At 37.2% G+C, this 13,807-nt stretch carries 10 protein-coding genes; 4 read left to right on the forward strand and 6 right to left on the reverse strand.

Translation table 11 applies throughout. The features are described 5' to 3' along the window. Positions 1-510: 510 nt before the first annotated feature. The 5 genes from glmS to AC6ER9_RS08780 form a co-directional block, all read right to left on the reverse strand. On the reverse strand, positions 511-2,334 hold the full coding sequence (glmS, locus tag AC6ER9_RS08760; protein ID WP_497074330.1) for a glutamine--fructose-6-phosphate transaminase (isomerizing): 1,824 nt from the start codon (positions 2,332-2,334) through the stop codon (positions 511-513). Positions 2,335-2,507: 173 nt separating this feature from the next. Continuing rightward, a complete protein-coding gene (gene glmU, locus AC6ER9_RS08765) occupies positions 2,508-3,872 on the reverse strand; it encodes a bifunctional UDP-N-acetylglucosamine diphosphorylase/glucosamine-1-phosphate N-acetyltransferase GlmU (RefSeq protein ID WP_497074331.1) in 1,365 nt (454 codons plus the stop codon). Between the two features lie 14 nt (positions 3,873-3,886). Next, positions 3,887-4,675, reverse strand: coding sequence for a cytochrome c biogenesis CcdA family protein (locus tag AC6ER9_RS08770; protein ID WP_497075345.1), 789 nt, complete (start codon positions 4,673-4,675; stop codon positions 3,887-3,889). 48 nt (positions 4,676-4,723) lie between these two features. Beyond that, positions 4,724-5,731, reverse strand: coding sequence for an RgsD C-terminal domain-containing protein (locus AC6ER9_RS08775; RefSeq protein WP_497074332.1), 1,008 nt, complete (start codon positions 5,729-5,731; stop codon positions 4,724-4,726). Between the two features lie 13 nt (positions 5,732-5,744). Beyond that, positions 5,745-6,068 (reverse strand): HesB/IscA family protein, encoded by a 324-nt coding sequence (locus AC6ER9_RS08780; RefSeq protein ID WP_497074333.1) that lies wholly within the window; start codon positions 6,066-6,068, stop codon positions 5,745-5,747. 109 nt (positions 6,069-6,177) lie between these two features. Between AC6ER9_RS08780 and AC6ER9_RS08785 the strand changes: the two genes are divergently transcribed. The 3 genes from AC6ER9_RS08785 (at position 6,178) to AC6ER9_RS08795 (ending at position 11,853) form a co-directional block, all read left to right on the forward strand. Further along, positions 6,178-7,380, forward strand: coding sequence for a deoxyguanosinetriphosphate triphosphohydrolase (locus tag AC6ER9_RS08785; RefSeq protein ID WP_497074334.1), 1,203 nt, complete (start codon positions 6,178-6,180; stop codon positions 7,378-7,380). A gap of 30 nt (positions 7,381-7,410) precedes the next feature. Next, positions 7,411-9,168 (forward strand): arginine--tRNA ligase, encoded by a 1,758-nt coding sequence (argS, locus tag AC6ER9_RS08790; protein ID WP_497074335.1) that lies wholly within the window; start codon positions 7,411-7,413, stop codon positions 9,166-9,168. Between the two features lie 150 nt (positions 9,169-9,318). Then, positions 9,319-11,853, forward strand: coding sequence for an SPOR domain-containing protein (locus AC6ER9_RS08795; protein WP_497074336.1), 2,535 nt, complete (start codon positions 9,319-9,321; stop codon positions 11,851-11,853). A 211-nt stretch (positions 11,854-12,064) separates the two neighbouring features. On the opposite strand, the gene AC6ER9_RS08800 is transcribed toward AC6ER9_RS08795, so the two are convergent. Further along, entirely contained in the window at positions 12,065-12,325 is a 261-nt protein-coding gene (locus AC6ER9_RS08800) for a hypothetical protein (protein WP_497074337.1), read from the reverse strand. Positions 12,326-12,651: 326 nt separating this feature from the next. Between AC6ER9_RS08800 and AC6ER9_RS08805 the strand changes: the two genes are divergently transcribed. Then, positions 12,652-13,758, forward strand: coding sequence for a branched-chain amino acid aminotransferase (locus AC6ER9_RS08805; RefSeq protein WP_497074338.1), 1,107 nt, complete (start codon positions 12,652-12,654; stop codon positions 13,756-13,758). The last annotated feature ends 49 nt before the right edge of the window (positions 13,759-13,807 follow it).

Below are 13,807 nucleotides of genomic sequence, written 5' to 3' on the forward strand. Positions count from 1 at the left end.
ATACATGATTTCTATTATTAAAAATATTGCTTTAGATGATTTTGAAAGCCTTAAAGCTGAATTAAAGTGATGATAAGAATAGAAGTTGATTTGGATCTTTATGGCTTTATATTCTCTTCAAATGAGGCTGTCTGCCCGTTTAAAAATGCCCCCTAAAAGGATACACACTGCTCCTATCTTGCATACAAAAGAGACAACAGCCAACAGGGCTCTTATCTGTCTATAATATGTGTCTCAAACATGAAACTGCACGAGATGTGAATATTATAAGAAAAAGTACGCGCTTTCTTAGAATAGAAACCTACTACCATTCTTTTTACCCTTATATCCATACACCTGATCTGTTTTTTGACAGAATATTCATCATTCTATCATCAAGAATTTTAAATGAAAAAATCTCGTCTTTGGTGCTCTCTTTCAACAGAGAAAAATTGAAAAACAAACCATCATTATAAATCAATTTTTTACACTTAATTATTCTCTAAAAACTTAGAAAGACACAATCTATTTTTACTCAACTGTGACTGATTTTGCTAAATTACGTGGCTGATCGACATCTGTTCCCAATAAAACAGCCGTATGATAAGCAATTAATTGAATGGGAAGCACATAAATAATAGGAGCAATAAATTCTGGAACAACTGGTAAAGTAATTGTTGATAAAGTGTCCAGACAAGCTGCTTCAGCACCTTTTTGATCGGTGATCAAAATAATACGACCATTGCGCGCTACCACTTCTTGCATATTAGAAAAAGTCTTTTCAAACCATCGATCATAAGGCGCAACAACAATAACAGGTATTGTTTCATCCACCAGAGCAATGGGGCCATGTTTCAACTCACCCGCCGCATACCCTTCAGCGTGAATATAAGAAAGCTCTTTCAGTTTAAGGGCTCCCTCTAAAGCAATCGGATAAGAGGTTCCTCGTCCCAAATAAAGAACACTTTTTACATTCACCAAATCACGACAAAGAGATTCAATTTTACCTTCTAATTTTAAGACCTCATTTAAAATACGGGGAACTTCTGCCAACTGTTGAACCAATTGCTTTTCCATTTGAACTGAGAGACGCCCACGTTGTTTCCCAGCACTAAGCGCGAGTGAAGCAAGCGTTGCCAATTGACAGGTAAAAGCTTTTGTTGAGGCAACCCCAATTTCTGGTCCAGCAAGTGTTGGGAGAATAAAATCAGCTTCCCTTGCCATTGTTGATTGCTCAACATTGACAATTGTTGCTGTTTTTACACCCTGCTCACGACAATATCGCAAAGAAGCCAATGTATCAGCTGTTTCACCAGATTGAGAAACAAACAGCGATAACACATCAGACGTTATAGGGGGTTCACGATAACGAAACTCGGACGCAACATCATTATCAACATTTAAAGCGGCAAATTTCTCAAACCAATAGCGCGCAACTAAGGTTGAATAATAAGCCGTTCCACAACTTGCGAAAAAAATCCGATGAATATTTTTCCAATCAATAAAATTCTCAGAGGGTCGAACGGTATAATTTCCAAGATCAAGATAATGCGCTAAATTATGCGAAATCACTTCAGGTTGCTCAAACATTTCCTTGTGCATAAAATGACGGTGATTTCCCTTAGAAATCAATAAAGCTCCTTCAAGTAAGGTTGTCACAGGACGTTTTACGGGTTGATTGTCTCCGTCATAAATTGTAACGCCTTCGTGTGTGAGAACAGCACAATCTCCATCTTCTAGATAGCTAATATGATCAACGAATGGTGCCAAAGCAAGAGCATCTGATCCCACAAAAAATTCATCTTTTCCATAGCCAATGGCCAGCGGTGGACCAGAACAAGCTGCAATCATAAGGTTATCTTCGCCTTCAAAAATAAGAGCAATAGTAAAAGCCCCCTGCAATCTTTTCCAACTGGTACGCACGGCTTCTTGCGGAGAAAGACCACTTTTTAATGCACGCGTTATTAAATGCGCAATAACTTCCGTATCCGTTTCTGTTTCAAAGATATAACCATCCTCGATGAGTTCTTTTTGCAATTCTACAAAATTTTCAATAATCCCATTATGAACAACCGCAAGCTTTTCCGTTACGTGGGGATGCGCATTGCGTTCAACAGCAACACCATGCGTCGCCCAACGGGTATGGCCAATCCCTAAATTTCCCTCCAGAGGTGTTTTTTTTAATTTTTCTTCTAAATGAACAAGCTTTCCCTCAGCGCGTACACGAGAAAGATGCCCATTATGGACTGTTGCCACCCCAGATGAATCATACCCTCTATATTCAAGACGTTTTAATCCTTCCACTAAAGAAGATATAACACACCTTTTTCCAAGAATTCCAACAATTCCACACATTAAAAAGCTCCAACCCACATCTTAAAGATTTAAATTTTATAAAATAATCCAACAGCCTTTATTTAAAACGATAAATAATAAAATAATTCAAACATAGAATACGGCAATCTCTCAGAGCAAAACTCTTACTCATCGTTAGATCGGCATAAAACACAGAAATAGACTGAAAATGATCATTTTTTCTGTTTGTTTTTTGACAAATTGTTCCCTAACAAGCGCGCCCGAAATTTTATTGCATAGCCCTCTTTTATAACCTGTCGTGCACGCCCAAAAGCCATACTGTTCATAGGAATATTTTCAGTAATAACACTTCCTGAAGCAACATAAGAACCATCCCCTATTACCAATGGGGAAACAAGTGCCGTATTAGATCCAACAAAAGCATGATCACCAATCGTGGTTTTATATTTGTTAAATCCATCATAATTGCACGTAATGGTACCGGCTCCAATATTGGTATGTACACCAATTTCAGCATCACCAATATAACTTAAATGATTGATTTTAGAAGATTCTCCTATCTTAGCTTGTTTGACTTCACAAAAATTTCCAACCTTTACTGACTTTGCTAATTCTGTTCCAGGACGCAAACGTGCATAGGGACCAATCTGTGCATCTTGACCCACAACAGCACCTTCAAGATAACTAAATGCATGAATAACAGCACCAGAGTGTACTTTCACGCCTAATCCAAAATAGACATTTGGCTCTATCACCACCCCTGGTTCAATTTCTGTATCATAAGAAAAATAGACTGTTTCTGGTTTTAAGAGCGTCACACCTGATCGCATTAAATCGCGCGCCTTACGTTTTTGCCACAAAGAATCAGCCTCAGAAAGCTCAAGACAGTTGTTAGTTCCTACGATATCTTCAAAAGGAACTTCGACAACGCGCACATCTAGTCCTTCACGTGTTGCCAGAGAGGCAATATCCGTTAAGTAATATTCTTTTTTTCTATTGTTATTATCAACCTTCTCTAAAAGAGAAAGTGCGTGTTTTCCACGCATAGCAAGTATCCCCCCATTACAAAAAGAAATCTTTTTTTCTTCACTGCTCGCATCTTTTTCTTCTACAATTTTGATCAATTGACCATTTTTCTTGAGAAGTCGCCCATAACCTGTTGGACTTTTAGTATGAAAGCCTGCAAAAACAACATCGGCTCCATCAGCAAGTTCAGCACGAACTTTCAGCAATGAATCTTGCTGAATGAGAGGTGTATCCCCAAAAACAATGAGAACATCATCTGCTCCCTTTTGCAAAGCTAAACGAGCCGATAAAACAGCATGCGCCGTTCCTAAACGCTCTTTTTGTTCAAAAATCATCGCATCTTTTACAAATGACTGAACAACATGTGTAACTTCTTGAGCACCAAATCCTACAACAACAGCCAATTGTGAAGATCCTGCCAATTCTATTTGTTTTAGAACATGGCATATAAGAGGCAATCCAGCAATTTTATGAAGCACCTTAGGCAGAGACGATTTCATACGCGTCCCCTCACCTGCTGCAAGAACAATAGAAAGACAACTTCTAACCATAAAAACACACAAAACTAATGAGAAAATCCAAAAAAGTTTATAATATCGTGCAAACCAATATCTTCAACATAACTCAATGAAGGATAATGTTCTAAAAGCCAAAATGAAAGGTCCTGCATAGAGCCTGTTAAAAACAAAATCCCTGTAATAATGAGAAAAACACCAATAATTTTTTCAACTTTTCCTAAATGAATACGAAAAGCAGCTAAAAATCGCATAAAATGACTCGAAAATAAAGCTGCCAACACAAAAGGAATCGCAAGCCCTAATGCATAGACCGCTAATAAAATAGCTCCTTCTCCCACAGTTTCTTTTGTTCCAGCAAGCGTTATAATAGGACCTAAAATAGGACCAATACACGGTGTCCAACCAAAGGCAAAAGCTAAACCAATAACATAGGCCCCTAAAAGACCTGCCGGTGTTTTATGGGTCTGAAAACGCGCTTCGCGAAATAAAAAGTTAATCTTGAAAAGCCCTAAAAAATTTAAACCAAAAATAATAATAATCACTCCAGCAGCAAGAGCAAACCAATCACGATAATAACCGATGAACTTACCAATTGTACTTGCACTTGCACCTAAGGCTACAAAAACAGTGGTAAACCCCAGAACAAAAGCCATAACACAAGACAATAAAGCCCACCGTATAAAGACTTTCTCATCACGCTTTTCTGAACGAAAATCATCAATACCAACCCCTGCCATATAGCATAAATAAGGAGGAACTAATGGCAAAACACATGGCGATAAAAAAGAGAGTGCTCCCGCAAAGAACACACCAACCGTAGAAATTTCAATCAAAATGCCCCCCATTTCTCATCTCTCATCATAGTTTACCCCCATAAAAAACGATCAATCCGCATCTTCATCAATGCGTTGCATATTTTGTTCATTCGCCACCACACTTATATCTTCATCATGACCAGAAACGACAGAAAAAACTTTTTGATAAATTTTATCTTTATTTTTAGCAATGGCAATATACTCTCCCTCCGCTAACACAAGCGAAACATAAGCACCAACGGTTTCATACACAATATCACCAGAATCATTGGCAAGAGACCAACTTGTATCAGCAAGCGCTTCCCCTCCTTCTTGTCGTACCAGTTTTAAAACAATTTGAGCTGCTTGATGTTCAAGCGTAATTTCCGTAACTTTACCGGCCTCTACTTGAATATCCGAACGCGCCGTCGCATTAATAGAACCATAATGGGAAGCAACATGATAGCGGCCAGCTTTTAAACGCACAACGGATTGAGGCTTCACATTTGATAAAACTATCCCCGTATCATCATTTTCTTTTTCATCCTCATAAATCGTGAAACGTAATTCCTTTTCATTGATGATACCATTGAGCAGTGTCGCATTTAAAATAAGACCACCTGCCTCAAAGTGAAAGTTTTTCACAAGACGCTGCCCATTTTCTAGAAGAATCTGGCGCACAGCACTCATATGACCAAATGAGACATGAACAAGATACCTTCCAGGCTCAAGATCAAAACGCGCACTTCCCCCCTTATAGATTGCCACTAAGGGTAATTTATTATCAATCCCTAGAATAGGGGCATAAACCCGCCAGATAAGCCCTTTCTCAATATCTTGACGGCTATTTGTTAATTGAGCATTCAAAATGAGCTGTGCCTGAGATGCTAAATTCTCTTTTTCTGGCTCTTGAGTCTTTACAATAAAACTCCGTGATTGTCCTTGATCTGTTCCTTTTTCTTCACAAAACGCACAATGGCTCCAGAACAATAAAGTAAGCAACACACATAACCGCACACATCGGTGCACTATTTTTATAAGACTAGCCATTTTGACATTGTTGACCAACATGATATTTTTTTCAAGAAACAATATCACAAAGCTCCTACTTTCAAATTGAAAAGCTTACACCACAACCACACGATGAAACAGCATTGGGATTATGGATTTGAAAAGACTGCCCCATAAGATCATCAACAAAATCTATCTCAGCTCCTTCCATGAAGGGCAGTGAAAGTGAATCAATCAGTACTGTTGCCCCATCTTTTTTGAGAACAAGGTCATCTTTACACATTTCAGAAACCAAGTCATATTTATAAGAAAAACCAGAACACCCACCGCCTTCAACAGAAATACGTAATGCTATTTTTTCTGGTTCACGCAAAAGTATCTGTACAATTTGCTGAGCAGCCACATCTGAAATTTTTACATTCATTTTATATATCCTTGCATAAAACCATCAAGAAAGAGTATCCCACACTATAAAGAAAAATTTATTCATCATAAACTATTCTTAATTTTAAGATGATAATGGACAGCTTGCAATGGATATAGGCACGATCAACTTCAATTACCAATCTCGAGCCGTCTACAGTGCTCATCCGCAAACAAGCCGCGGTCGATTATTCCATGAGATGATGAGCTCTACACGCTCACCTTTTCAACGCGATAGAGATCGTATTATTCATTCTAATGCATTTCGACGTCTTAAACATAAAACGCAAGTGTTTATTGCTGATGAAAGCGATCATTATCGTACCCGCCTCACCCATTCCATAGAGGTTTCTCAAATTGCACGGACACTCGCTCGTGCCCTTTGTCTTGATGAAGATCTTGCTGAAGCCATTGCTCTTGTTCATGATTTTGGGCACACACCTTTCGGCCATGCAGGAGAAGAAGCTCTTAATGAAGCTATGGCTCATTATGGTGGCTTCGATCATAATGCACAAGCCTTACGCATTGTTACAAAACTAGAACAGCGCTATGCTAATTTTGATGGTCTCAACCTTACATGGGAAACCCTTGAAGGACTTGTAAAGCACAACGGCCCCCTTTTAGGTCCTCACGCGAAGAATAAAGAGGTTCCTCCTGATATTTTAGAATACAATGCAAAGCAAGATCTTGCACTCGATTGTTTTGCAGGACTAGAAGCACAATGTGCTGCAATTGCAGATGATATCGCATACAATGCGCATGATATTGATGATGGTTTACGATCGCAATTTTTAACACTCGATCAATTTGAACACGTTTCACTCACAACAGCAATCTTAAAAGAGATAACAAAGGAACATCCCCACCTTGACCAAGCACGACGCGGTTATACACTTGTACGAAGACAAATAACAACCATGGTTGAAGATGTTATCAAACAATCACACGAAAATTTAGCACGTATCAAACCAACCAGCATAAACGATATTCACCAAGCAAAACAAACCATTGTTACCTTTTCACCGTCAATGACCGTTTACGAAAAAGAACTAAAAAACTTTCTTTTTAAAAATCTTTATTACCACGAAGAAGTTCTTAGTCGTCGCAATGCAGCAAAATGCATTGTACAAAAATTATTCAATTGTTATTATGAAAGTCCAAATACAATGCCTGAAAGTTGGTGCAAAAAAGCAGAGCACTTAAAAAATCAAGAGTTAGCACGTCTGATTGCTGACTTTCTTTCCGGCATGACTGATCACTATGCTCTACGTGAATATCATCGTTTATTTGACCATAAAGATCATTTCGTTTAATGGCTTTTGGCATCATCATGGAAGCTCAATATGAATATCTTTAAAAACTTCGAAAAAAAAATTAAAAGTTCAATTGAATTATCTGATATAAAAGGAAAAAATGGAGAAGATCTAGATTTATCAAAAATCACCGTTGATCCCCCACGTGATTCTTCCCATGGTCATTTATCAACCAATGCTGCTATGGTGCTTGCAAAATCTGTTGGGCTCAGTCCCCGTGCACTTGCAGATAAAATTATAGAGTTGCTTAAAAATGATTCCTCCATCGAGAATATTGATGTTGCCGGTCCTGGTTTTATAAATATCAAGCTTACAAAATTATTTTGGCAAGATGCTATAAAATCCATGCTTGAATTAGGCCTTTCTTATGGTCGTATCCCAATGGGACAAGGCAAGCGTGTCAATGTTGAATATGTCTCAGCAAACCCAACAGGCCCCATGCATGTAGGACACTGTCGTGGAGCCGTTGTTGGAGACGTTCTTTCTAATTTGCTGCAATTTACAGGCTACAACATTACGAAAGAATATTATATCAATGATGCGGGTCAACAAATCGAAGTCCTCGCACACTCCGTGCTATTGCGTTATCGCGAAGCACTTGGACAAAAAATTGATGAAATCCCAGAAGGGCTCTATCCCGGAGAATACTTGATACCATTAGGTCAATCGCTGGCTCAAGAGTTTGGTGAGCAACTCCTCACAATGGATAAAGATGAAGCCTTATCTCTCGTGAAAGAACGAGCGATTCATGCAATGATGTCCATGATTCGCAAGGATTTGGCTGCTCTTAATATCTATCATGATATCTTTTTCTCTGAGAAAACGCTTTATGACGATAATGCTCGTGCTATTCGTGACACCATTAACGAGCTTACCTTAAATGGTTATATCTACAAAGGAACCCCCCCCCCTCCCAAAGGACAAGATGTAGAAGACTGGGAACCAAGCGAACAAACTTTGTTTCGTTCAACAGATGTTGGTGATGACCAAGACCGTGTTTTAGTCAAATCTGATGGCTCTTACACTTATTTTGCTGCAGATGTCGCTTATTTCCAAGATAAATTTAATCGTCATTTTGATGAAATGATTTATATTCTAGGTGCAGATCACGCCGGCTATGTAAAACGGCTAGAAGCCATGGCAAAAGCGATTTCTGGGGATAAAGCCCAATTAAGTGTTTTCTTATGTCAGTTGGTAAAACTCTTTCGCAATGGTCAACCTGTACGCATGTCAAAAAGAGCAGGATCTTTTGTCACTCTCAGAGACGTTGTCGAAGAAGTTGGTCGTGATCCAGTGCGTTTTATGATGCTATATCGTAAGTGTGAAGCACCCCTTGATTTTGATTTTGCAAAAGTAACAGAGCAATCAAAAGATAACCCCATCTTTTATGTACAATATGCCAATGCACGGTGTCATTCAGTCTTTCGTCAAGCACAAGAAACACTTCATATTGAAAGCTTTTCAAAGGACACATTGATCCCCTATCTTCATCGACTAACAGATGATAATGAAATACTATTAATACGCAAACTTTCTGAATATCCGCGTATCATTGAACAAGCCGTCGTTCATAAAGAACCCCATAGATTAGCGTTTTATCTCTATGACCTTGCCTCTAACTTTCATACCCTTTGGAATAAGGGGAGTGAAGACTTTAATTTACGCTTTATTCAGCCTGATGATAAAGATTTATCCTTTGCAAGATTAGGACTGATACAAGCTGTTATCAATATTTTATCATCCGGACTTACCATCATAGGAGTTGAAGCACCAATAGAAATGCGTTGAAAAAGTTCTATAAATACATACAATAGATACTGTATTGATGAACTTTTTCATGTATCCTTGCATGAGAGGGGGAAGATTTATAATTTTAATTAACAAATCAAAATTAACCATTGATTGCATGAAAATGCAAATCATCATGTGAGAAAAGCTATGAGCGATAACGATCGCAAAAATCCGCACGAAATAAAACAAGATCATGAACACCATGATCCTTTAGAAAGACTTACGCGCATTTTTAATCCGAACAAACAAAGCGGAAACCGAAATGAGCAATCTTCTTCACAGACAGATCGATCAACATCTCATCCCGAAACATCATCCCATGATGATGATTTTGATTTGTCCTTTCTAGAAGCAGAACTTGAAAATAATCTAACGCATGACTTACCCTTTGATGATCAAAATAAGCAATGGGATTTACACGCAACCAGCAATGCACAAGCGTCAAATATTGCCCAAACTGCTTCTTTCAACCATGTGAAACAAAATAATTTATCTGAAGAGAAATATTCTTCATCTACATCACCCAGCCATGATCATGATGAAGAACAAATTTTAGATGCGCTTTCTCCATTACCAATCCAAAAGAATCCACCTCCTCAACAAAAAACGCCTGCAACCAATACTGATCCTTTTTTTGAAAAAAATAATCCTATTTCACCATCAGAATCAAAAAAATTCTCCTTTAATGAATCTGAAAGACGAGAAAATAATAGAAATGCGACAGAAACTGTTGAACGAACTAATCGTTTTTCACAAACAACCTCACAACAGCCTGAAACAGCGAATATACAAAAAACTTATGATGACAATCAAAACTTCTATGAGACTTCCATAAATCATCCCTATAAAATTTCAGCAGCTCAAGACAATTGGACTGAAAAAAATTATACGGATGTTCCCTCTTCTTCTAAAGCAAATGAATCTTTTTCATCTTCTCACTTTGTGTCAGAAAGACAAAATGTGGAAAGAAATCAAACGGTAAGTGACTTGTCCTCACCTTTAGATTCTATACAGATTGATAAACAGTCTTCTTTAAAAGAATCTTCACAAGAAGCTCATACAGCTAGTTATCCTCGCTTTTTTCAAGGAAAAACCTCACAACAAGAAACTTATAGCGAAAAAAATCCAACATATAATGAGGCTCAAACCCAATATATTAATAAGATTAAAAATGTCTCTCACTCAAATAAAGAAATTTCATATGATGAAAATAATTTAGATGAGTTTCTTTCCTCATCAGACTCTCCTAACACGAAACAAACAGATAGCTTTTTTGCCCATAACTATACACACAGAGGTACTCTCCCTCCCAATGTTGATACTTATAATTTTTCAGAGGAAGTTGTGGAAAAAACTGGTCCTATTATGGTTCCAGAAGTCCCATATGAAGCCCCAGAATATGATGTACCAACGAGCGGTGCTTTAGAAGAAGAATTTGCTGATGTTCTCAATGTTGGAAATGTCCCAACAGACAATCTTTCTCAAAAACAACAGAAGAATGAAGTTTTTCACCAAACTGTATATAATTCAAAAGAAGGTGTTTATGTAAACTCTAAAGAACAGAATGCCGACTATTTTTCTGCCGCCAAAATGGAACATAATTCTCCCTCTTTTAGTGAGAATTCAACCTACACAGGCGCAGATGAAGACCTCACACATCACTCAGCGCCTCCTCCTTTTAAAAGCTCTATTTTTGGTAAAATTTTCATCAAAGGACTTTTTCTTCTTATTTTAATAGCCATTGGAGTCGCTGGTTATTCTCACTTTTTTATGTCTTCACAAAAAAATGAAGAAACGATCATTATCCACGCTGATAATACACCTTTTAAATTTAAACCAGAATCAACTGAAACGAAAAGTGATGTTGTCCATAATTTAGATATCTATAAACAAAGAACAGAAGAAAATGAGAAACAAGAAAATACACAAAAATTTCTTATTGATAACTCTGAACAACCTGAAAATTTAGAAGCGTTAAATTCAGAACACTCTTCAAACTTCTCATCTTCTTCTTCAAATGAATCTGATGTTGAAGATGCTGTCACACAAGCCATCAATCATACTATTCCAACGCGAGAGGTACGAACCGTTATTGTCAATAAAGATGGTACAGTAACACTTGCTCCTGTACATCAAGAAGAGGGTATGAATCAAACAGAGAGCAAAAGTGTAACTCAATCTGCAAAAACCATTGAACAAACGCCTGATGAGCTTCAAGATTCATCTGTTGTTTCATCGCATAATTCCGATAGCAACGACCCAAAAACAGAATATGATCTCAAAGATAATATTGATACAATAATCGCTAAAAATACTTCTAATTCGGATATTGAAGAAAAATTTATCCCAATTCCTTCTCATGCAGAAAGAAATACAGAACTCGAAACGCACGCTGCGTCTCACCCCACATCACCAAACAGAGTTATACTACAAAATTCAGAGGGCTATTATGTGCAACTTGCCTCTCAACCAACGCATGAGTTAGCTAAAGATTCTTTGAAAAAGATGAAATCCAAATTTGGATTCATTATCGGGTCCCGTCCTTTAAATATTCAATCAGCTTTTATACCAGGAAAGGGAACCTATTACCGTATTCGTATTCAAACGCAGAATCGTGATGAAGCCGTAAATCTTTGTGAAACCATTAAAAATTCTGGTGGAAATTGCTTCATCACACGCTAAATTAATCAATGCAACGGTTTTAAAGCCGTTGCATTATTTATTTCAAGGTCATGTACTTCAATAGCATTTAATTATTGATCAAAAATTTTAGAAATTAAAATCATCTCTGTCTTTTTTACTTATCTATTTATGCTGATTTTATCTTTTAATCTACGTTGATTTTCGTCTTATCTAAAAGATTATATTTACGAAAAAAATCACTGAGTATCCTTTAGGTATAAGGCACAGCAGGAGATGAATTTAAATCTTTTTGGGGTGTTGTGACCGTATGACTTGTTTCCGGAATATTAGAATGCGAACTATGTTCAGGAGATTTTGTAAAAAAAGATCCTAAAAAACCAAAAACAAACCAGATAATAACGAGCGCAAGAAGAATAGCAAAAATACCCTTAGCGATTGAAACACGCTGTTCATGATCTTTTCTTTCTGCTGCCATACGTTCTTCATATGTGTGATAATTTTTATCAATCATAGTGGATTCCTTTTCTCAATTCCCTTACCTTTAAATTTCTAGACAATATGCATATATGAAATCATTCAGGCATTTATTTTGAGAAAACGATAAAGAGAGATAAAGGTTCCAGTTTGTTGCATAAAGTTTGGAAAAAAACTAGAATAAAATCAGAGCATCTACCGACCTTTGATTAAATAATAACTCCTTTAAATTCTGTAATACCCCCCCCTTTAAATTTTGTAATAAAATATTGACACAAAGGATTTGCTAATAATAGAGTTGTAGTTAAAATATCTCTTTATTTTTATTAATAAAAAATAAAATAATCTCAAAAGGTTTTTCTTATGAACTCTCCCTTATCGTCACTTCCCTTTAAAATAGAAAAGAATCCATCACCTCTATCAGAAGAAAAACGTGAAGCAATTCTAAAAAATCCTGGTTTTGGTCAATTTTTTACAGACCACATGTGTACTATTCAATGGACTAAAGACAAAGGCTGGCATAACGCCGTTATTTCTCAATACAAAGCATTAGAAATTAATCCTGCAAGTACTGTTTTTCATTACGGACAGGAAGTTTTTGAGGGTTTAAAAGCATATCGTGCAAAAGATGGACGCATCTTGCTCTTCCGTCCTGATGCCAATGCACAAAGACTTATAGAGTCGGCGCAACGATTAGCCATGCCAGCATTACCAAGAGATATTTTTCTCAATGCCGTTCATCAACTTGTAAAAATTGATCAAAAATGGGTTTCAGATTCTCCTAATGCTAGCCTCTATATCCGTCCATTTATGTTTGGCAATGAAAACTTTTTAGGTGTTCGTCCTTCTCAAGAATATCTTTTTTGTATCATTGCCTCTCCAGTTGAATCCTATTTCAAAGGAGAAGAAAAATCTGTCAGCGTCTGGATTGAAACAGAGTATAGTCGAGCTGGTCCAGGAGGGACAGGTGTAGCCAAATGTGGTGGCAACTATGCAGCAAGCTTACTTGCACAAAAAACTGCAACTGAAAACAATTGTAGCCAAGTACTCTTCCTTGATATGGTTGAACATAAATGGATTGAAGAACTTGGCGGTATGAATGTCTGCTTTATTATGGATAATAATACACTTATAACCCCTCCTCTTAATGGAACGATCCTTCCAGGAATAACGCGTCATTCAATTTTACAATTAGCTCAACAAATGGGTTTAACGATAGAAGAGCGTCCTTATTCTTTTGCAACACTTCAAGAAGATGCAAAAAGTGGACATCTTAAAGAAGTCTTTGCTTGTGGTACAGCTGCTGTTGTTACCTCAATCGGTCGTTTTAGATATAAAGGAGGAGAATTTATTATCGGAAATGAAACGATTGGAGAAGTCACAAAACAACTTAAAACACAATTGGTTGGTCTTCAAAAAGGGAATATAGAAGACACAAATGGCTGGGTGCACTCTGTCCAGCTCTCATAATAAGACGATATTCTCATATCTACGCTTCCATGAATAACCTTCATGGAAG

It is taken from the genome of Bartonella sp. SL317 (genome assembly GCF_059687655.1).

Coding starts and splice junctions, on each gene's coding strand:
- glmS (WP_497074330.1), bottom strand. CDS start 2,334: ATGTGTGGAATTGTTGGAATTCTTGGAAAAAGGTGTGTTATATCTTCT.
- glmU (WP_497074331.1), bottom strand. CDS start 3,872: ATGGTTAGAAGTTGTCTTTCTATTGTTCTTGCAGCAGGTGAGGGGACG.
- AC6ER9_RS08780 (WP_497074333.1), bottom strand. CDS start 6,068: ATGAATGTAAAAATTTCAGATGTGGCTGCTCAGCAAATTGTACAGATA.
- AC6ER9_RS08785 (WP_497074334.1), top strand. CDS start 6,178: ATGGATATAGGCACGATCAACTTCAATTACCAATCTCGAGCCGTCTAC.
- argS (WP_497074335.1), top strand. CDS start 7,411: ATGAATATCTTTAAAAACTTCGAAAAAAAAATTAAAAGTTCAATTGAA.
- AC6ER9_RS08795 (WP_497074336.1), top strand. CDS start 9,319: ATGAGCGATAACGATCGCAAAAATCCGCACGAAATAAAACAAGATCAT.
- AC6ER9_RS08800 (WP_497074337.1), bottom strand. CDS start 12,325: ATGATTGATAAAAATTATCACACATATGAAGAACGTATGGCAGCAGAA.
- AC6ER9_RS08805 (WP_497074338.1), top strand. CDS start 12,652: ATGAACTCTCCCTTATCGTCACTTCCCTTTAAAATAGAAAAGAATCCA.